Source organism: Mucilaginibacter sp. NFX135, assembly GCF_048565145.1.
Taxonomy (GTDB): Bacteria; Bacteroidota; Bacteroidia; order Sphingobacteriales; family Sphingobacteriaceae; genus Mucilaginibacter.
On sequence record NZ_CP183412.1, the window covers coordinates 3,524,079 to 3,545,034 of the forward strand.

Below are 20,956 nucleotides of genomic sequence, written 5' to 3' on the forward strand. Positions count from 1 at the left end.
GTAAAGTTAAATAATACAGCAAAAGCCAAAGCATTTGCTGTTGACTTTTACTGTTAGCTAAATATGATCATTAAGCTTCAATATCCTGTAGTGGTTTTGCGACCGGGAAATCAATTACGGTATCAGCGGTATTGTTAAAATAGTTGGTTAATATATTCAATGCAACGTGGCCAACAATTTCGCCAATTTCACCTTCTGACAGACCGGCAGCTCTTACAGTTTCAACGTCACTGTCATTAACCAGGCCATTTTTAGTAATTAATACATTAGCGAATTTGAGAACCGCATCTATTTTTGCATCAGCTGAATTTGCATGACGGGCTTTAATAATGCTGCTGGTATCAATATGAACCAGTTTTTCGCTGATATAAGAGTGTGCTGATAAACAATAATTACAAGTGTTTTTTTCGGCTATTGACAGCGCTAATAATTCGCCGGTTTTTGCACCCAATAAGCCATGGGATAAGGTATTGTTCAGATCAAGGTAACCTTGCAACAATGCTGGGGAACTACCCATTGTGCGCATCATGTTAGGCACTACGCCTAATTTGCTTTGTATAGCATTAAATAATTCTTTTGTTTTGCCTGTTGCTTCGTCAGGATTTATTGCTTTTAAACGTGCCATTGTCATGTCTTTTTGGTTTGTCGTTATTGACAATACAAAATTGCATACAAGAGCTTTGCTGTAACATGGATGAATTTCGTTAGTACATGGACAATTTTCCCGGGAATATACCTTTACCTATGGAAAAAGGAATTTCCTGTAACTGGATATGGCTTTTTCCACAGCTTTTTCCTGTGCTTTATTTAATGGGCCAAACAGATTTAAATTGATATCAACAGATTTAGCTTTGAGCGTTCGTTTCCAGGTACCCACCACCTGATTGTCAACCACTATCGCCGGATCAAAAATTACGTGTCGTGCCTGTTTAAGATATTTTGGATTTACCAAAGCGTCACGATTTTTATAAGCGATGGCAAACTCATCAAATGCCGGCAATAAATAGGCTTTTGTTTTTGGCGATGGCATTTCCTTCGTATTATTCGGCATCCAATACCGGCGGCCATCAATCACCTCACTAATCAGTTGCAACTTAACATACTCAAGCCCTATACCCGCATCGGTCACCGTTAAACCACACCAGTTTGCAAAATCGTGCAGGGTAGCAGGTCCCCGGCTGTTGAAATAACCGAGGGTCAGTTTGGTTAGTGCCTCTTCCCGGGTTAAGGCTGGCATCAGCGGTGCCCGGTCATCAAGTAAGGCATAAGTAAATTGTTTGCCAACTCTTCCGCCGTTGCATATTACCTGGTCTAACTCGGCTCTCATTAATAATATCGTAAACCTGAGTTCGTCGGTAGCAATCCCTGCTTGCTCAAACACATTCACCAACTCTGGTCGTGTAAGTTGCTTATTTCCGGCCAAAGCTTTCTCCAACACTGCATTACTTTTGGCAAAAATGTGGTCAGTGAGTTCAAATTTTTTGCTCATAGCTGCATTAATAGCGTTAATGCGGGGTGCAGTGAGAGCCAGTATCCACCTGATATCCTGCGGCGAAACAAAATGCCAGGTGGGCCGCAGCAAATGGGTACGCAATATTTTGCCATCTGTTATAGCTTGTTCTATTACCTCTTCGCTGGTGTTAGCCATCCGTAAAGCTACAGCCCATTTAGCTCCGGCGTAATCTTGAGCCTGCATAGCTACCATGTGTTTAACAACATCTTCAGGATTACTAAATTGAGGGTTATAAATATGTTGATTATAAACCCGTTGAGCAGCCAGATAATTATCCTTCATAATGATTCTTTGATCTATAAAGTTAAAATTAATGTTCAGGAATGACAGCAGTTTGTCAGTAGCAAAAGATATCATAATTTTGTTAAATTGGGTTTACATGACAACCATAAAACAAGTATTCATGACATTAAATAAGGGTTTATAAAGTATTCAATATTGGGCGTAGGAGTAACAATTGGATTTTTAATTACATTTAAAAAAAGCTATGGAATAAAACATATTACTTTCTCCATGGTAGTATTTGTAACAAAATCATAGTTAAAAGCCTGCTAAACATTATGTTTACTTTGACTTAATTATGGGTTAATATAAAGGGGGTTATTTCACATCATGAAAAGAGAGCTTTACCTTATTCTGCTTTTATTGACATTAAGCCTTGCCGGCAAGGCACAAAATGATCATTCTATAAACCCTACCGGGAATTTCATAACTGCAGCTCCGCAACCATTCCTGTTTTCTGTTAATACGTTAACCGGCAACTCTCCATATTGGAGTTTAAATTATTCCGGAAGTTATGGCGAACGTACCCTAACACCATTTGGTTATGACGGCGTTGATCAACAATTAGCTGTTAAAGGCTACCTGGGTAACAGGTTTACATTATATGCCAATGCCGCTGTTGGATTTGCACGCGATGGCGGCACAACCAGCGCGCAACAAGCAGAATTAATGCATGATTTTATTGGCGGCAAACAGCCATTTGGCCCACGCATAGGGCTTAGCTTAGGTGGTAGTCGCGACTGGACAAATGTTAAGTCAATATTCAGCCGGGTTACTGCTTCGTTTGATGCTGCATCATGGCGATTTGCGGGGAACTTCCGCTTTGAAAAAGCTTTTGATAAATCACGGGACGGAATTGATCTGGTAACCAGTTTCGGTTTCCATCACCGTATTACAGGCAACTTTTTTGGTGGTGTAGAAGCTGTAGGTGAGGATCTGGAAGGTTTTTGGGAAGCAGATGAGGCAGAAGGAGGGGCCAAGTTATTAGTCGGACCTTCCATTAACTACGTTCCTTCTGGTTCAAGATTTGGCTTCTCTGTTTGTGGTGGCCCTATTATTTATGCTACGCATAGTAATGTTATACCATCTGAAGCGGTGAGGGATTTGTCAACATTATCACAAAACGGATATACGATAAGGGCTCAAATATCATTTAACTTGCATTAATACTTACTTAAACTACTATGTTTAGTTCAATTAAAAAAATAAGCTTTGTTACAGCATTAAGCGTATTCGTCGGCGCATCTGTAATTGCACAGATACCCGGGAAAGTTAAAGGCACAGGGCAGGTATTACTTCCCAATGGCTGGAAATTAAGTCCGGCCGGGCGGTCTTTAACATTGGGTGATCTGCCTTTAAATATGCAGCTAAGCACATCCGGCAAATTGCTTGCAGTAACCAATAATGGCCAGAGTACACAATCTTTGCAGCTCATAGATCCTAAAACCGAAAAATTGCTGGACGAACGGGTATTGGGTAAATCATGGTACGGCTTAGCCTTTAGCCGCGACGAAAAACATCTGTACGCGTCGGGGGGTAATGATAACTGGATATTGGATTTTCACCTAAAGGATAATAAATTAAACCAGGCGGATACCATAAAGCTGGGTACGCCATGGCCTAAAGGTAAAATATGCCCTACAGGTATCGCCGTAAATAAGAACAACACCAAATTATACACAGTAACTAAGGAAGACAGCACACTTTATATAATTGATCCGCAGGCAAAACAGATCCTTAATAAAGTGCAGTTACCGGCAATAGCTTACAGCTGTGTATTATCTCCTGATGAAACAAAACTATATGTTTCGCTTTGGGGTGGCCGGGCTGTTACTGTGGTGAATACCACAACTCAAACCATTGAAAACAGAATAACTACCGGCGACCATCCTAATGAATTGCTTTTGAATAAAAAAGGCAACTACCTGTTTGTAGCTAACGCTAATGATAATACGGTTTCTATCATCAATACCATTAGTAATAAGGCAATTGAAACTGTTGCCACTACATTATATCCAACAAAACTTACAGGTTCAACCACCAATGGACTGGCCTTGAGTGTTAATGAAAAAACACTATACATTGCTAATGCCGATAATAATTGCCTGGCTGTTTTTGATGTATCAAAGCCAGGTTATAGTAAAAGCCAGGGTTTTATCCCCGTGGGCTGGTATCCTACCAATGTAAAAACATTGGGCAATAAAATATTGGTAACTAACGGAAAGGGGCTAAGTTCTATGGCCAATCCACAAGGCCCTCAACCCATTTCAAAAGCAGATAATAGTGGATACCAAACAGGAAGTACGGCCAACAACCGGTTACAATATATCGCGGGTTTATTTAAAGGCTCGCTATCTTTTATTGATGCGCCGAAACCAGAGCAGTTGAAACAATACACTCACCAGGTTTATGCCAACACACCATTTACAAACAAAAGAACCATAACTGCAGATGGTGAGGCCGGAAATCCCATCCCACGTAAACTGGGCGAAAAATCACCCATTAAACATATCTTTTATATCATTAAGGAAAACCGCACTTATGACCAGGTTTTAGGAGATATGCCAGGCGGCAATGGGGATACCTCTTTAACCTTATTTGGGAAACATGTAACGCCTAACCATCATGCTTTAGCCAGTGAGTTTGTATTGCTTGACAATTTTTATGTTGATGCTGAAGTAAGTGCTGATGGGCATAACTGGAGCATGGCAGCGTACGCTACTGATGTAATTGAAAAGACCTGGCCAACCAGCTACGGCAGTCGTGGTGGCAGCACCAGCTTTGAAGGAGGTCGGCCGGCAACTTATCCACGCGACGGCTTTATATGGGATTATTGTAAACGGGCCGGTATTACTTATCGTAGTTACGGTGAATTTAGTGATGATGGCAAGGCAAATATTAAAACATTGCAAGGGCATATTTGTCCGCAATCACCTGGCTTTAATCTGGATATAAAAGACCAGGTTAGGGTTGATGCATGGCAACACGATTTTGATTCACTGCTTACTATTAACGCAGTACCGCAGTTTAATACCATTCGTATTTCAAATGACCATACCAGCGGACAAAAGAAAGGTAAGATATCACCGGTTGCTGCAGTTGCGGATAATGACCTGGCTATAGGCCGTTTTATTGAACATCTGTCTAAAAGCCCAATCTGGAAAGAATCTGTTGTATTTATACTGGAAGATGACGCTCAAAACGGTCCAGATCATATCGACGCCCACAGGTCACCGGCATTCGTAGTGGGCCCTTATGTAAAACGTAACGCTGTTGTACATACCATGTATTCAACTTCGGGCTTTTTGAGAACCATGGAGCTTATATTGGGCTTGCCGCCAATGAGCCAATATGATGCCGGAGCAATGCCTTTATATGAATGTTTTACCAGTAAGGCTGATGTAACACCTTATCAATTAAAACCGGCAGAGGTTGATCTGGAAAGACGGAATATTGCCAACAACGAAAGCAGCAGACGTTCTGAATCCTTCAACTTTGCTAAAGAAGATGCAGTACCAGATCTTGATCTGAACGAGGTAGTTTGGAAATCGGTAAAAGGCGAACATTCCACAATGCCGGCACCTAAAAGAAGTGCTTTTGTATTATTAGAGCAGAAAAAGAAAGACGATGATGATTGATTTAACCAATTGACATTAGCCACTATTTATTAAGCATCAACATTTCTTTTTATGAATTTCAAGAAATACTTATTCCTATTATTAAGTTTTACCGTTTTTTACGCTTATGGGCAGTCGGCAAATCAGAGCTATAAACTAATAGGCGATAATTTTATACAAACCAAGAACTACTACCTGCTTACTTTATTTCAAAATAATGCGGCTGTAAAACAACTATTGGCGAACGATCCTGAATTGGCCAAACTGACACAAGCCAGGTTAGATAATATTAAATCGTCACTTACTACTTGCAAAGATCCATTGTGCTTAACTCAAAGCCTAAAATTTAGCCCGGATGAGATCAAAGCGGTTAGCGACAGGCTTACAATTTTGTATAAAACAGATAATGCTTTAGGCAATTTGGTAAAACAGCATTTAATACCTTCGGGCACTTATCAGCAATTTAACAGCTTGTCGCCCGTTGAAATTTTGATTAGCGCATGGGAACAGGATGCTAAAGCAATTAACTATGCCATTGAAGTTTATGCCGAAGGTCGCAAACCAAACTATCCTGCTATTGATACCATCAGCTTCAACGTAAAAGCTCGAGGATATCTGAACCTGGTGTATGATGCCTCAGCGACCATATGGGATGAGAGCAAAAAGGAAAAACTATTTTTTGTCCCTTCCATGAATTACGCACTGCATTGCCTCGAAATAAACGAAAGAGACGATGCCGCCAATGACGAGCCAATGAACCTGGGGATCAATAAAAACGCTTATAACCGGATAAAAACTATCAATTGGGCCAAATATAAATACACCATGATCCTAATACCAGGAGCTGGCCCAGACGTTGCTGGAGTAGCTTTAAGCGCCGAAGGGATGCTGCGCTGCCGGGTTGCCGCATTAAGATACTTTGAAGGATTAGCACCTTTTATCATGACATCGGGCGGTAAAGTGCATCCTTATAAAACAAAATACATTGAAGCAGATGAAATGAAAAAATACATGGTAGAAAAACTGCATGTACCAGAAAATGTCATATTTGTTGATCCGCATGCAAGGCACACAACTACCAATATGCGTAATTGCGCGCGCATCATATTCCGTTACGGAATGCCATTCAACAAGCCATGTATCACTTCAACAGATAAATCACAAAGTTATTTTATAGCTAACATGGCTGCGCGCTGTGAAAAAGAGCTGGGCTATGTGCCGTATAAGCTGGGTAAACGCCTGTCAGATACCGAACAGGAATTTTATCCAACTATTGAATCACTGCGGATTGATAATGATGAACCTCTTGATCCATAACAGATAGGTTTATCAGACTCACTATTTCCAAACATATAAAAAGATGATCATGAAGAAATTACTTTTTGCTTCTACGGCTATGCTATGTTTAGGGCTATTCGCTTTTTTAAATAAAACGGTTGACATGGCTGTTACCCGTACTTTGACTATCGATTCGTTAGGTGCCTGCCAGGGTATTTCTTATCAAAATGGGAGAATATTTTTATACGGCGACCGTGAGGTTGGGATGATACGGGAATTTAAATTGATAGGGGACAGTCTTACCTACATTAACAAAGAATATAAACTGACGACAAACGGGCAGGATGTGATCAATCATCCCACAGGCATTGCCTATAATGGAAGCGGGCCAACTTTTATGGGCAACTCCATCCGCTTAAATAAAGAAGGTACAAAATGGAAAGCTGTAATTTATTGTATTGATTGGAAAGGCTTACTGAAAACCGGCACCCTTGATGGTAACCTGACCAATACAATTGATGACGATGCCTGTATTCAAGGTACAAGACCCGAATATGTAAAATACAACAATAAGTGGTACGTAGCCACTGCCGATTATGGCAATAACGGTAACGAAGTTAGGTTGTATGATCCGCAAGCTCTCAAATCAGCTTCTAAAACAAGCGAAAAGGGTGTATTGTACAAAAAATTCACCTGCACGGCATGGGTTCAAAATTTACATTGGATAGCCTCAAAAAATATACTTGTCCTTATTCAAAATCAAAAAGAGGGCAGGATGTGGCGCTTTACTTATATAGATCTTAAAAAATCAATTGAAAGCGGTACACAACAAGTGATCAGGGAAATAAATATTGATGAAAAACAAGATGAATTGGAAGGTTTTTCATTTTTAGGAGATACCGGTAAAGGCATAGCAGCATCCTCTTCCCGAAAAAACAATGTAACCTTTACAAATACATCCTGGTAGTTTCTTTTATCTATCTATCTTGATTTTCGGATAGCAGTAAACTTTGTATAGTTAATATAAACTTAACCTAAGGGCATCATTGACTTAAGGTTGTAGCGTTAAATTTGGCTTTCTCTTACCATATTTTCAATTTTATTATTATTTTGTTATGAAATAATAAATATTATTACTTAGTAAATCGATTTATTAATAATATTTAAAAAATTGCCTATGTAAAAATGTTCTATAAAAAATGAAACCGGCTAAGATGAACCGGAGAATGCTCTCATATTCTACCGGTCTGGAATTAATTGTCAAATAACTGGAAAAGCGGTTCCAATGCTTTCAGGAGTTACTATTAACAATCAATATTTAAATATATGTATAAAAAGATTACACGCGATCTTTTAAAAAGAAATCTTATAAAGATAAACGCTATTATAATGATAGTGTTTGCATTTTTACAACCCGTACATGCAAACTACATCAAAGCAAGAATATTGCGTAACAGGATCATTGAAACACCTGTAAAAATATCAGGTACTGTAGTTGACGAAAATGGCTTACCCTTGCCTGGGGTAAGCGTTTATGAAAAAAAATCACATAAAGGAACGTCTACCGACATCAATGGTAGATTTACCATTACCGCAGAACCAGGCGAGACGCTGATCTTTACCTTTGTTGGTTACACCAACCAAGAAATGGTTATTGGTAGTAAAACCGAAATAAATGTTAAGTTACAACCATCTGCCAATATTTTGAACGAGGTTGTTGCTGTAGGTTATCAAACCGTGCGCAAAAGCGATTTTACAGGCGCGGTTGCTAACGTTAGATCTGAGGAACTGAATTTAACCGCTCCGACCGTAGGACAAGCCTTGGTTGGTAAAGTAGCCGGCGTACAGGTATCGCAAATTACAGGTGCTCCTTACGGAACCACCAAAATTGCAGTACGTGGCGTGGGCTCGATCAATGCCAGTTCTGATCCGTTATATGTAATTGATGGCTATGCGGCTGGTAATGACCTGTTCATTAACCCTTATGATATTGAATCTGTAAGTATATTGAAAGATGCGGCATCTGCGGCTATTTATGGTTCAAGAGCGGCGGGTGGTGTAGTATTGATCACTACCAAGCATGGTTCAAAAACCGATAGTAAAGGTAAGTTTGAGTATGACTCTCAGGTTGGAATTAGTCAAATGGCTAAAAAAGTTAACCTGTTAAATTCAGATCAGTTTGCCCAATTAGTAATTGATGGTCGTAATAACTCTTATCATGATTTATGGATAACTACCGGCCATACATGGAATGATGCTATGTATTCAGACGACAACGCCACACGTATAGCCAATGTAGGTAACGCTGGTTCTGTAAGTGTTCCACCATATCTTTATAATTTCCAGACCCAGTCACTTATCCATCAAACGGTTAATACCGACTGGCAGGATGAATTATATCGTAATGCTGTAACACAAACCCACAACCTGTCGTTCACTGGTAGCTCCAATGGGACCCGTTACTATTTCAGCACAGGGTACCAGGATCAGCCGGGTATTATGTTGGGTACAGGGCAAAAAAAAATAAACCTGCGCGCCAATGTGGATGGGCAAATAGGTAAAAGGCTTCAGGTTGGCGCTAATATATCCTTTACCCAAAACACCAACCAGGAAACACAGGATGGCAGATGGGATCATAGTCCGGCCTTCGGTGCACTGATCTATATGCCATTTTTCCCAGCTTACAATGCCGATGGTAGCATAGCGACAAACGTAGCTGCAGCACAATCAACAGCTTATGCTTATCAGTCCATTGAAAATCCAATTGCTACAGCTACGCTGATTAAAATAAGCCGTGTTGGAGACCGTGCAACCTATAACGCGCATGCCAACTATACCATTTTAGATGGTTTGACATTCAACGCCAACTTAGGCATGCAAACCTATGCCGAAAACTACAATTATTATCTCCCAACCAATATCAGTAACGGCGCTAATCCACCTTACTCGTCTCAATCAATTCAGGCCGCAAAAGCAGTAAGGCAAACCATTGATTACCGGGATCAATTAGGCGAGTTTACCCTAAATTATACTAAGCAATTAGGTAAAAATCACTTTGATGGACTGGTTGGGTATACTGCTCAAAAGACAGTAAATAATGTACTTACCGTGCAAGGTACAGGTTTTCAGAATGATAATATACCTAATATAACCGGTGCCGCACCAAACCAAATAACACTGATAACACCTAATAGTACTGCAATTGAAGGCGTACAACCAACCGGCGATGATACCTACACACTGTTATCATATCTTGCAAGGGTAAATTACAACTACGATAGCAAGTATTTCTTATCTGCTTCATTCCGTACAGATGGATCTTCACGCTTTGGTGTGAGTAACCGTTATGCATCTTTCCCCTCCGTATCTGCTGGCTGGAATTTATCGGATGAACCATTCTACCATAGTTGGCTCGGTGAACAGTCTACCGTTAAATTGCGGGCAAGCTGGGGGTTAAGTGGTAACAACAACGTAGGTAATTATAACCTGCAACGTGTATATAATTCACCATCAAACGTAGTATTTGGCACAGGTGCCTTATCTCCTTCACTTGTTGCCGATAATATCAAAGACCCAAATTTGGGTTGGGAAACAACTTCGCAGTATAACTTTGGCGCCGACCTTGGTTTACTTAAGGGGCGACTTTTTCTGATTGCCAATTATTATTTAAGTCATTCCTACAACTTGTTGTTTAAAGCGCCAATATCTGCAATCTCGGGCAGTCCAACTATCCTTACTAATATAGACGGCGCAAGAGTAGGTAACAAAGGATTTGATTTCCAGATAGATGGAAAAGTGATAGCTCATAAAGATTTCACCTTAAACTTAAGTGGCAATATTTCCATCAATCGCAATAAGGTATCAGGCTTAAGCGCTAACAATACGATCATCAGCGCAGGCGCCGAGCGTTCTTATCTGACCAGCATTACACAATCCGGACAGCCTATAGGTATGTTTTATGGTTATAAAGTGGGTGGTATGGTTACGCAGGCAGATCTTGCTAATATTGCCGCTGATAAAGCCAACTATAATCCGGCAACGCAATCTTATCCGGCGGGTTATAAAATTAAGGGGCCACCAATCTCTACCTTTTCAACCACGCCATTACAAGCAGGCGATCTTTATTTTAAAGATGTTAATGGCGATGGTGTAGTGAATAGCAAGGATGCCGGTATTATTGGTAGTCCATATCCAAAGTTCACTTATGGTTTTGCGATCAATGCAACATACAAAGGTTTCTTTTTTAGTTCGGCATTTGCCGGCTCATACGGCAACCAGGTACTTGATGGGCAGGATTATTACCTGTACAATATGGAAGGTTCAGGTAACCAGTATGAAGACGTTGCAAATCGCTACCGTAATGCCGCAGATCCAGGCGATGGTACTGTTTACAGAGCATCTCGCGGCAGCACCCAAAGTAATAGTACCAGGTTATCAACTTTTTATTTACAGAGTGGCTCTTTTCTGAGAAACACCAATACAACAATCGGTTATACCATTAAATCCGATTACATAACACGTAATTTGGGATTAAGCGGACTTAAAATATATGGTGCTGTTAATAACGGTTTTACCATTACCAAATACAAAGGATATAATCCTGAGGTTAACTATAATTACACTTTTAGTGGTTCACAAGGTGCAAACCTTTCGCCGGGTATTGATTATGGTGTTTATCCTTTGGTGCGTTCGTATAACCTGGGTGTTAAAGCCACTTTTTAATTACAATAATTCTTAAGCAAATGAAGAATATAAATTTCAAGTTATTATGCCTTGTGGCTGTACTAGCCCTTGGCTCATGCAAGAAAGATTTTTTGCAGCAAACCAATCCTGATGCCAATACTATAGCTAACTCCTTCAAAACAGAAAATGACGTATTATTGGCTGTTAACGGATGCTATGCACTGTTAAGAAGCGGTAACACGGTAGGTGAGGGCAGTGACCTTTGGACAGATCAACGTTCTGATGACACTGGTACCAACGATAACCAATCAAATGCCGGCGAGCCTTTCGGGTTCAATAATTTCTCATTAACACCTACTAATAGTTACTTGTACACGCATTGGTTGGCCATGTATAATATTATTTCAAATTGCAACATACTCTTATCCAATATGGATAAAGTAACCTTTGCGAAGCCCGAAACCAAACAGCGGTACAAAGCCGAGGCTGAATTTATACGTGCTTATATTTATTTTAACCTTGTGCGGAAATGGGGCGATATTCCATTGGTTACTAAACAACTAATTATCAAGGAAGAAGTTGCTGCTAATACTTTCCGTACGCCTCAGGCCGCGGTATACACGCAAATATTAACCGACTTAAAAGATGCCTTGAGCAGCCCCCTGCCAAATACACAGGCCACCGGCACTATTGGCCGGATATCATTGGCGGCGGTAAATACCTTATTGGGACAGGTATACTTAACAATGGCTACAACTCAGGACCCTGCCAACAAAACGGCTAATTTAAATAATGCCTTAACTAACCTTACAGCAGCATATAACGCCAAAACCTTTGCTAATTTAAAGGACATTCCGTATACTGATGTATTTGATGTAACTAAAAAATCCACCTGCCCTGAATTGATCTGGCAGATTGTAAACATACAAGGTGATCCTGTTTATAGTTCAAGTATAGCTGCTAACAATCAGGCTAAAGGCGAAACTATTAACTCTCTTAAATCATCAAGCGGAGTGGGCAACAATGTAACTCATGACCTGGTAAATGATTACGAAAGCAGTGATCTGAGAGGAGCTTTCTCAATTAAATACGCAAGTGACCCTACGGTTAAGGACTGGTTTGTGACTAAATTCAGGGATGTAACTCCAGCGATAGCTAAAACCGGCTATGGTGGGAATGATTGGATCCTGATGCGTTATGCAGATGTGATCCTGATGCTCGCCGAAGTGAATATGTACCTGGGTAATAATGCCGTAGCAATCCAATACCTTGATATGGTACGCGCCAGGGCCGGTATGCCAACCTATGAGGTTTCTTCTCAGGATCCAACTTACAGTTCAAAATATTCAACACTTAAATTGGCTATATTACATGAAAGGCGTGTTGAACTTGCTTTTGAACATCACCGTTTATTTGATCTATTACGTACCTTCACTACCGATGAATTAGTTGCATATTTTCACAGTAAAAAACAGGCAGACTTCGGTTCTGCTCTTTTATCAAACTTTACAACTAAAGACAGGTATTATCCTATACCATTTAATGAAACAAAATTAGATCCGGTGAAAATGTATCAAAATCCGGGATATTAGTAGTGTACATCTCTTTATAACAAAAAAGGAGGACCTAAGGTTCTCCTTTTTTGTTATAAGTAATTTTGAATTCCATAAATGGAATATTTTTGCGTATTGTTTAAAATATCAGGTAACCTTTTCTTTTTTGAAAAAAGGGAAATCTATATCTAATTCGATAACTAATATTAATAACCCCGGATTCATATGAATCCGGGGTTATTAATATTAGTTAACTATCTCATCTTCAGAAACAAAAATCTGCAAAAACAACATAAAGTCGCGTAAAAATACGCGAGCATTTAAAGTATTTTTCGTAAAAGTACGCGTATTAATTAATAATTAAGCCCTTAGTTTTACATCATAATAATTCTCCCTGAAATTATTAGCCACTGTTTTATACATCCCTTTTATAAAGCAGAATTTTCAACCGGTATAAACTTTATAACACAATGATAGATCAGGTTTTAACATTCTTGAACACGCGATTGGATCAATACCTGCGATTAAAGTTGGATCCATCCAACAGTAACTCCTTTATACAGGTAGCCAATATTGCCTGGAATGATAGTGAGACCTCCGGTTCTAATGGAACGAACAGTCCCGCAAATGCATTCATAACCTTAGTAAACATTGAAGAGGACAGGATCAGCAAATCACCTGAAAACTATGTTAGGCAGGGGAGTGAAACAACCTATAAAAATCCTAAAATATACCTCAACCTCTATGTACTGTTTGCAGTTAACCTGTCATCTTATACAGAGTCGTTAAAACGGCTTTCTTTTATCATCCAGTTTTTCCAGTATCAAAATGTATTTACACCACTTAGTTCACCCGATTTACCTGCAGGGGTTGAAAAACTGATCCTTGATCTCAATACACTGTCGTTCCAGGATATGAACAATTTATGGGGTATTCTGGGTTCAAAGTACCTGCCATCTGTCATGTACAAAATGCGCATGATCAGTATAAGCGAAGAATTTACTCAGGGAAGTGCCCCGTTATTGCATGAAATTATTATTAACGATAAAACGCTGCAAACGTTATGATAGATATCAATTTTGGAAGTCTGTTCACGATTGAACTATTGCATAGTTACTATAAAGATCAACTATGTCCAGACTTTAGCATTTCCCCCTCAAACCAAACGGCAAGAACTTTAGGTGGCCATCAAATAATTGCACGACAGTATTTTAACCAATTAATTACCGAGGTAAATAGTACTGGCAAAGTAAGCCCCCCAAAACCATTTACGGCAATTGAAACAGGTGCACAATTCACTTTTTTTATGCAGCTTAATAATCCTGTATTTTTCAACTATACCAATTTATCATCAGCCGCACCTAATAAAATTTACTATTTCACTAATAGAAATAATAACATCAGTAACGGGAAAACTTTTCTGTCGGGCAAAATAGCGGCATATAGCGCAGCCAATACTTATGCTCCGGGTGATCTGGCTTCAAATGATACAGGTACAATATACCGGGCTATTGGCAGTAGTAAACCCGGAAACATCTTCAATCTCACAAATGCCAACCATTGGGTGGCGGTGGATAAAAACCAGTACTTGTCTGAAACAGATGCTTTACAATGGATGCCGTCTATATCAGTATATCAGCTGGGTTCTCCACAACCATCGGTCAACATATCGGTATTGGGTTATAATAGCATTACAACTACTTACACCCAATCCGTATTTTCAAAAACAATAGCTTTTGCAAACCCGGCATCCTTGTTTACACTTGATTTGAGTTTTTTACAACCCGGTAAATACTCGTTAACGGTTAACGGAACTCAGCAATGGATCTATATTAACGATGAACTTAACGATAGTAAAACCTTTGCGGTAATAGATATTTTCCACGATACGGCACCAGTTTCGTGCAGTTTGCTTGATGGAAGTGGAGCTCTTCTTAGCCCAGCCCCTCATTACTGTATTTATTTTTTAAACCGCGCTACCATTTGGAAATATATTCTGGCCAGTAAGCAATCTGGAAATATTAATGATACAGCTAATTTATATCACTTCGCTAATCCGGCAAGTATAATTACCTCACTTACACCTATTCCATTAAGCAACAAAGCGTTGAATTTAAAACTAACATTAAATAACCATGATTATTCTCCAATTGCTTGTGCAGATCCTCAGAGGCTCGTCACAATTACAAAGGGTACCGATACTTACCCATGTTCAGAGATCTTTTTAAACTTTTAAAAACCGATAAATATGTCACAAATAAACGAAAGCACAATTAAAACTCCAGGGGTTTATGTGAATGAAATTCCATCCTTTCCGCCATCAATTGCCCAGGTGGCCACCGCGGTTCCGGTATTCATCGGATATTCGCAGGATGCAACAAGAAATGGGAAGAGTGTAGTTAACCAGGCCGTACGTATTTCCTCACTTGTTCAGTATGTGCAGTATTTTGGAGCCGATTTTCCGAATCTCACCGCTAATGTGGCACTTAAGCCCGACAATAGCGTAGATACGGTGAATATATCGCCAAGATACCAGTTGTATAACGCTGTAAGAATGTTTTACAGTAATGGCGGTGTTAACTGCTACATCATTTCTGTAGGCAAATACAAAAATGATGGTTCCGTTCTGATCACCGATTTTATTGACGCTGGGAAGATCAGAGCGTTTGAAGTTTTACGTAAAGAGGATGAACCAACGCTGATAGTTATTCCTGATGCCATTTTATTTGGCGCCAGTGACTTTAATAACCTAGCCACAACATCGTTAAAAACATGTGCCGATCTGCAGGACAGGTTTACGATACTGGATGTACTTAATGGCGACAAGGAAAGGACTTACGATAATTCGGATGTTATAACCGTTTTCAGAAATGGAATAGGTTCGGCCAACCTTAATTACGGCGCTGCTTATTATCCATGGCTTCGTTCAAGTTTGTCATACTCTTTTTCTTACCGAAATATTCAACTGCAAAAACCTGCCGGCACCAACGTGCCTACAAAAAATATTATAACTAATAATGTTTTTGTTACACAAATTGACAGGGCCGTAACCGATCTGAATACGCATATCAACACTTTTGTCAATACACCGGCCTTTGGTGCCCCTTTCAATGTGGCTCCATACACCGGGGCAATAACAGATGCTTATGGCGTAATACCCGCAACCAGTGACAAGCCGGAAATGATACTGCGACTATCTTACATTAAGGATATCATATTAGGTTTTGTGGCTTTAAACAGTACGTTAACTGATGCTGACCCAAGTCACATTTACGGTGGCCGTACAACCAAGGATATCCACACCACTTACACCAGGGCTGGAGCTACCGCAGCAGATATTTCACCGATGGATCAGCTGATTCGTGAATTGCTTCTTTTGGATGAAAGTTTTCCAGGTGGCGCTGTCGGTGCCGCGATCCCGGCTAACTTCTCAACAACACCGTTATTTCCAAATGCCGCAACCGTAGTAGCAGACCCAACCATATATGGCACACCCGCACCTGTCGATGCCGCTGCTGCAGTAAAATACATCCGGTCAAGGGTTAATAACCTGTATTCAGCAGTTGTAAATTCTGTGATGGCATTCATCAATGAAGTGAACCTACGTTTGCAAAATCTGGAAATTCAATTGAATGACTCCAGTTCAATATACAATAATATTACTGTAGCCATTAAAAATCAAGGCATTGTAGTACCACCAAGCGGAGCCCTGGCCGGTATTTATGCATCAGTTGACGGTACAAGAGGCGTTTGGAAAGCTCCGGCCAATGTAAGTGTCAATACTATAGTAGAACCATTAGTAAATATCGATGATAATACACAGGAAGACTTGAACATTGATACGGATTCAGGTAAATCAGTTAACGCGGTCCGCGCTTTTACAGGCAAAGGTATCCTGGTTTGGGGAGCCCGTACACTTGATGGCAACAGTAACGATTTCAGATACATATCTGTACGCCGCTTTTATATCATGGTTGAAGAATCAGTTAAAAAAGCAGCTATGCAATTTGTATTTGAACCCAATGATGGCAACACCTGGGTACGTGTACGCGCCATGATCGAAAACTATCTTACTAATCTGTGGCGTCTGGGCGCTTTGGCCGGGCCAAAACCAGAACAAGCATTTTATGTAAAAGTAGGCCTGGGTCAAACCATGACTTTTGATGATATCCTTAACGGAAAAATGATCATTGAAATAGGCATGGCTCCAGTACGCCCAGCTGAGTTTATCATCTTGCGTTTCTCACAAATCCAGCAGCAAGCTTAACAGTAGAGTTTATTAAAAATTAATTATCAATCAATCTAAAACTTAAATATTATGGCTAATTACCCACTTCCGAAATTCCATTTTAGTGTTGACTGGGGCGGCACACGCATCGGCTTCACTGACGTAAGCGGACTTGATATAACAAACGATATAATTGAATACCGCGACGGCGCAAGTCCTGAGTATCATAAAATAAAGATGCCAGGGCAACGAAAATTCAGTAACATCACCCTTAAACGTGGTGTGTTTAAATCAGACAATGAGTTTTATAACTGGCACAACTCTATCAACATGAATACAGTTGAGCGCCGCGACATAACCATCAGTCTACTTGACGAAACATTAGCACCTGTAGTGGTATGGAAAGTTAAAAACGCCTGGCCAACCAAAGTTACCTCTACTGATTTAAAGGCCGATGGTAATGAGGTTGCCATCGAAACACTTGAACTGGCACACGAAGGCTTAACCATGCAAAACGAATAACCATGTTTGATTATCCTTTTACAGGCTTCCATTTCCTGGTAGTATTTGAAATATTTCCGCAGGTGCCAAATGATTTCCGCTTTCAGGATGTTACCGGCTTAACTGTTGATGTGGGTCTGGATACTTACAAAGAGGGTGGCGAGAACCGTTTTGTTCACCGGTTACCCGGGCGTAATACGTATTCTGATCTCGTTTTAAAACGGGGGATGACACTGGTATCAGGAGTAACAGCCTGGTGTCTTGATTCGATAGAGAATTTCAATTATCAGCCTACTAATATGTTGATATCTCTTTTAAACGCAGATCATTTACCGGTATCGTCATGGTACATAGCTAATGCTATACCGATCAAATATAGTCTTTCGTCATTTAACGCGGAAACAAACTCGATAGTTATTGAATCAATGACCCTTCGCTATGAGTACTACAAAACGCTAAATCTATCAGCAGCAGTTGGTGCGGCAGTAGGTGCCGTGGCTGATCTGTTTGGTGGAGCCAGTGCAAGTGCGAGTATTTCCGTTGGATAATCAACATGTTTTAATAAACAGCTTAATAATAAACCAATGCCGGTAGAGATACGAGAATTGCAAATTACCACAACCATAACCGAGGGTGGCAGTACGAGCGGTAATACATCGTCAACAGCACCCGCTACTGTTACAGGTAGTGAAGATATTATTGCCAAATGTGTTGAACAAGTATTGGAAATTTTAAAGGAAAAAACTGACCGATGAGCCTGGGTGAATTAAAAAAAATGAAACTGGTTGCCTATACGGATATCAGTTTTAGCACAAAAGCCGATGGGCTGGACTATGATGTATTGATCAATCCAGAATCATATGCGCTTACTTATGGAACTGAGGTAAATCAAAAAAGCGCCCAGGGCTCAAGTGAAAGTATTACTTCTTTTAGTAAAAGATCTGCGCAATCCCTCACCTTCAAATTCTTGTTTGATGGTACCGGTGTGATAAAAAGGGGAGGTGGCGGATTGTTATCAGGTTTAGCTGTACCGGGATTGCCGGCAGATAAACCTGATGTAGTTCAGGATTTTGAAAAGTTTAAAAGTGTGGTTTACGACTACGATGGTACAACCCATCAACCACGTTATGTTCAGTTACAATGGGGGCCACTGCTTTACAATTGCCAGATGACCCGCATGACGTTGACTTTTAAACTGTTCAACCCCGACGGCACACCTTTGCGGGCAGAAGCGGATTGTACTTTCCAGGGCGTTATTGATGAAACCAAACTGGCGGCCATTGAAAACCGCCAATCGCCTGACCTAACACATATCCGAACGGTAATTAAGGGTGATACGCTCCCCTTAATGTGCTACAAGGAGTATGGGGATAGTAAATATTACTACCAGGTAGCACAATACAACGGCCTAACCGATTTTAAAAAATTAACCGCAGGAACTAAAATTATTTTTCCACCAATTGCAAAATAAACCATGTCACTAAGCCAAACATTACCAGGAACACAAAATACAGATCTGGTTACCTTCACTATCAAGGTAAACGGGACAGTGTTGGGTGCATCCTATCAGGTGGCTTCCATGAATTTTAGTAAAGAAATAAATCGTATCCCGATAGCTAAGCTGTTGATATATGATGGCAATGCTTCGGCACAGGATTTTGCAATAAGTAACGAACCAACATTAGTTCCTGGTGCTGAAATTGAAATAGCTGCCGGTTATCATGCAGACGAAACAACGCTTTTTAATGGCATTATTTTAAAACATAGTTTAAAAATAAGAGGGAACGGCTCTCCTATGTTAATACTTGACTGTCGCGACAAGGCTGTTAAAATGACCGTGGCCCGCAAGAATAAATATTTTTATGATACTAAAGACAGCGACGCCATTACGGAGATCATCGGTAACTACGGCTTAGATACCGACATAGAAGACACCAGCACTACGCTAAAAGCCCTTGTTCAGTATGACTGTACCGACTGGGACTTTATGGTATCGCGTATGGAAGCTAACGGAAAGCTTTGTACGGTTGATAACGGCAAAATAACCGTAAAGAAACCTGATTTCAGTTCGGCAACAGTACTCGACGCTTTATTTGGGGCAACCATACTGGAGTTTGATGCTGATCTGGATGCACGTAACCAATATCAAAGCCTCACAGCCAAAACATGGGACTATACTACTCAGGAAATAACCACCGCAAGCGCCACTGAACCCGGATTTGAAGAAAATGGAAATATTTCAGGTAGCGATCTGGGAGCAGTTTTGGGTGTATCAGAATATGACCTGTATTCCGGCGAAGATCTGACAACTGATGAATTGCAGAGTTTGGCCGATGGGCGACTCCAAAAAGCACGTATGTCACGCTGCAGAGGTAGAGTTCGTTTTCGTGGCTATGGCGGTCAGTTAAACCCAGGCGACCTGATCAATATAGGTGGTGTAGGTGACCGCTTTAACGGAAAAGTATTTGTGTCAGGTGTGCGCCATGAAATAGTAAATGGCAGTTGGACAACCGACGTGCAATTTGGTTTATCTAACGAGTTGTTTACACGCCAACCTGATGTAAATTCTGCACCGGCTGTAGACATGTTGCCGGCCATACAAGGCTTGCAGATAGGGATAGTAACCGATCTGGAAAATGATCCTGATACACAGGACCGGATCCGCGTAAGGCTACCCATTATTGATCCTGCCGAAGATGGTGTATGGACACGGATAGCTTGCCTTGATGCCGGTGATAACCGGGGTACTTTCTTCCGTCCGGAAATTGGAGATGAGGTAGTGGTTGGTTTTTTAAATAACGATCCCAGGCACCCGGTAGTATTAGGTATGCTGAACAGTAGTACTAAACCCGCTCCATTGAAAGCCGCAAATAAAAATGATGAAAAGGGTTATACCTCCCGTAGTGGGATAAAAATGATCTTTAATGATGATGAAAAATCATTAAAAATTGAAACACCAGCGGGTAAAAAGGTAACCATCAGCGAAAAAGAAGGCTACATCCAATTGGAGGATGAGAATAACAATAAAGTAACTATGGATTCATCAGCTATAAGTCTTCAAAGCGGTGCAGATATCAAGATAAAGGCAACCGGCGATCTATCCATTGAAGCTACCAATGTTTCTATAAAACCATCTTCCAGCTTTGAGATGAGCGCCGGTGGAGCTTCAATAAAAGCCGATAGCGGTAGTGCCGCCGTGTCAGCCCCATCTGTAAAAGTGGAAGGTTCAGGCACTGCCACTATTAAAGGTGGTGTAGTAATGATTAATTAGTTCACTGTTCATTTGCTCATTAGCCTTGTT

The 20,956-nt window shown here is 40.4% G+C and carries 16 protein-coding genes; 14 read left to right on the plus strand and 2 right to left on the minus strand.

Annotated elements, in window-relative coordinates; translation table 11 throughout:
• Positions 1–70: 70 nt before the first annotated feature.
• A complete protein-coding gene (locus ACNURT_RS14840; RefSeq protein WP_419698337.1) occupies positions 71–625 on the minus strand; it encodes a carboxymuconolactone decarboxylase family protein in 555 nt (184 codons plus the stop codon).
• A 117-nt stretch (positions 626–742) separates the two neighbouring features.
• Entirely contained in the window at positions 743–1,870 is a 1,128-nt protein-coding gene (locus ACNURT_RS14845) for a winged helix DNA-binding domain-containing protein (RefSeq protein WP_419698338.1), read from the minus strand.
• Between the two features lie 255 nt (positions 1,871–2,125).
• Between ACNURT_RS14845 and ACNURT_RS14850 the strand changes: the two genes are divergently transcribed.
• From ACNURT_RS14850 to vgrG, 14 genes are all read left to right on the plus strand, one after another.
• Positions 2,126–2,962: a hypothetical protein gene (locus ACNURT_RS14850; protein ID WP_419698339.1), complete on the plus strand. Its 837-nt coding sequence runs from the start codon at positions 2,126–2,128 to the stop codon at positions 2,960–2,962.
• Between the two features lie 17 nt (positions 2,963–2,979).
• Positions 2,980–5,433 carry an alkaline phosphatase family protein gene (locus ACNURT_RS14855; RefSeq protein WP_419698340.1) on the plus strand — a complete coding sequence of 818 codons (2,454 nt, stop codon included), beginning with the start codon at positions 2,980–2,982 and terminating at the stop codon, positions 5,431–5,433.
• A gap of 51 nt (positions 5,434–5,484) precedes the next feature.
• On the plus strand, positions 5,485–6,729 hold the full coding sequence (locus ACNURT_RS14860; RefSeq protein ID WP_419698341.1) for a YdcF family protein: 1,245 nt from the start codon (positions 5,485–5,487) through the stop codon (positions 6,727–6,729).
• A gap of 49 nt (positions 6,730–6,778) precedes the next feature.
• A complete protein-coding gene (locus ACNURT_RS14865; protein WP_419698342.1) occupies positions 6,779–7,657 on the plus strand; it encodes a hypothetical protein in 879 nt (292 codons plus the stop codon).
• A 422-nt stretch (positions 7,658–8,079) separates the two neighbouring features.
• Positions 8,080–11,412, plus strand: a complete 3,333-nt coding sequence (locus ACNURT_RS14870) for a SusC/RagA family TonB-linked outer membrane protein (protein ID WP_419698343.1) — start codon at positions 8,080–8,082, stop codon at positions 11,410–11,412.
• 20 nt (positions 11,413–11,432) lie between these two features.
• Positions 11,433–12,965, plus strand: a complete 1,533-nt coding sequence (locus ACNURT_RS14875; protein WP_419698344.1) for a RagB/SusD family nutrient uptake outer membrane protein — start codon at positions 11,433–11,435, stop codon at positions 12,963–12,965.
• A gap of 431 nt (positions 12,966–13,396) precedes the next feature.
• Complete coding sequence (locus ACNURT_RS14880; RefSeq protein WP_419698345.1) at positions 13,397–13,993, plus strand: DUF4255 domain-containing protein; 597 nt, start codon at positions 13,397–13,399, stop codon at positions 13,991–13,993.
• Positions 13,990–15,162 (plus strand): hypothetical protein, encoded by a 1,173-nt coding sequence (locus tag ACNURT_RS14885; protein ID WP_419698346.1) that lies wholly within the window; start codon positions 13,990–13,992, stop codon positions 15,160–15,162. Before ACNURT_RS14880 ends, ACNURT_RS14885 begins: the two co-directional genes overlap by 4 nt.
• A gap of 12 nt (positions 15,163–15,174) precedes the next feature.
• A complete protein-coding gene (locus ACNURT_RS14890) occupies positions 15,175–17,193 on the plus strand; it encodes a phage tail sheath C-terminal domain-containing protein (protein WP_419698347.1) in 2,019 nt (672 codons plus the stop codon).
• Between the two features lie 51 nt (positions 17,194–17,244).
• Positions 17,245–17,676, plus strand: coding sequence for a phage tail protein (locus ACNURT_RS14895; protein WP_076373029.1), 432 nt, complete (start codon positions 17,245–17,247; stop codon positions 17,674–17,676).
• Between the two features lie 2 nt (positions 17,677–17,678).
• Positions 17,679–18,203 (plus strand): phage tail protein, encoded by a 525-nt coding sequence (locus ACNURT_RS14900; RefSeq protein WP_090470883.1) that lies wholly within the window; start codon positions 17,679–17,681, stop codon positions 18,201–18,203.
• Positions 18,204–18,239: 36 nt separating this feature from the next.
• On the plus strand, positions 18,240–18,410 hold the full coding sequence (locus ACNURT_RS14905; RefSeq protein WP_419698348.1) for a DUF5908 family protein: 171 nt from the start codon (positions 18,240–18,242) through the stop codon (positions 18,408–18,410).
• A 20-nt stretch (positions 18,411–18,430) separates the two neighbouring features.
• Positions 18,431–19,126, plus strand: a complete 696-nt coding sequence (locus ACNURT_RS14910; protein WP_419698349.1) for a CIS tube protein — start codon at positions 18,431–18,433, stop codon at positions 19,124–19,126.
• Positions 19,127–19,129: 3 nt separating this feature from the next.
• Positions 19,130–20,926 (plus strand): type VI secretion system tip protein VgrG, encoded by a 1,797-nt coding sequence (gene vgrG / locus ACNURT_RS14915; protein WP_419698350.1) that lies wholly within the window; start codon positions 19,130–19,132, stop codon positions 20,924–20,926.
• The last annotated feature ends 30 nt before the right edge of the window (positions 20,927–20,956 follow it).

Excerpts from the sequence above, each read along its gene's own strand:
- ACNURT_RS14840 (WP_419698337.1), bottom strand. The coding sequence starts at position 625 with ATGGCACGTTTAAAAGCAATAAATCCTGACGAAGCAACAGGCAAAACA.
- ACNURT_RS14845 (WP_419698338.1), bottom strand. The coding sequence starts at position 1,870 with ATGATATCTTTTGCTACTGACAAACTGCTGTCATTCCTGAACATTAAT.
- ACNURT_RS14850 (WP_419698339.1), top strand. The coding sequence starts at position 2,126 with ATGAAAAGAGAGCTTTACCTTATTCTGCTTTTATTGACATTAAGCCTT.
- ACNURT_RS14855 (WP_419698340.1), top strand. The coding sequence starts at position 2,980 with ATGTTTAGTTCAATTAAAAAAATAAGCTTTGTTACAGCATTAAGCGTA.
- ACNURT_RS14860 (WP_419698341.1), top strand. The coding sequence starts at position 5,485 with ATGAATTTCAAGAAATACTTATTCCTATTATTAAGTTTTACCGTTTTT.
- ACNURT_RS14865 (WP_419698342.1), top strand. The coding sequence starts at position 6,779 with ATGAAGAAATTACTTTTTGCTTCTACGGCTATGCTATGTTTAGGGCTA.
- ACNURT_RS14870 (WP_419698343.1), top strand. The coding sequence starts at position 8,080 with ATGATAGTGTTTGCATTTTTACAACCCGTACATGCAAACTACATCAAA.
- ACNURT_RS14875 (WP_419698344.1), top strand. The coding sequence starts at position 11,433 with ATGAAGAATATAAATTTCAAGTTATTATGCCTTGTGGCTGTACTAGCC.
- ACNURT_RS14880 (WP_419698345.1), top strand. The coding sequence starts at position 13,397 with ATGATAGATCAGGTTTTAACATTCTTGAACACGCGATTGGATCAATAC.
- ACNURT_RS14885 (WP_419698346.1), top strand. The coding sequence starts at position 13,990 with ATGATAGATATCAATTTTGGAAGTCTGTTCACGATTGAACTATTGCAT.
- ACNURT_RS14890 (WP_419698347.1), top strand. The coding sequence starts at position 15,175 with ATGTCACAAATAAACGAAAGCACAATTAAAACTCCAGGGGTTTATGTG.
- ACNURT_RS14895 (WP_076373029.1), top strand. The coding sequence starts at position 17,245 with ATGGCTAATTACCCACTTCCGAAATTCCATTTTAGTGTTGACTGGGGC.
- ACNURT_RS14900 (WP_090470883.1), top strand. The coding sequence starts at position 17,679 with ATGTTTGATTATCCTTTTACAGGCTTCCATTTCCTGGTAGTATTTGAA.
- ACNURT_RS14905 (WP_419698348.1), top strand. The coding sequence starts at position 18,240 with ATGCCGGTAGAGATACGAGAATTGCAAATTACCACAACCATAACCGAG.
- ACNURT_RS14910 (WP_419698349.1), top strand. The coding sequence starts at position 18,431 with ATGAAACTGGTTGCCTATACGGATATCAGTTTTAGCACAAAAGCCGAT.
- vgrG (WP_419698350.1), top strand. The coding sequence starts at position 19,130 with ATGTCACTAAGCCAAACATTACCAGGAACACAAAATACAGATCTGGTT.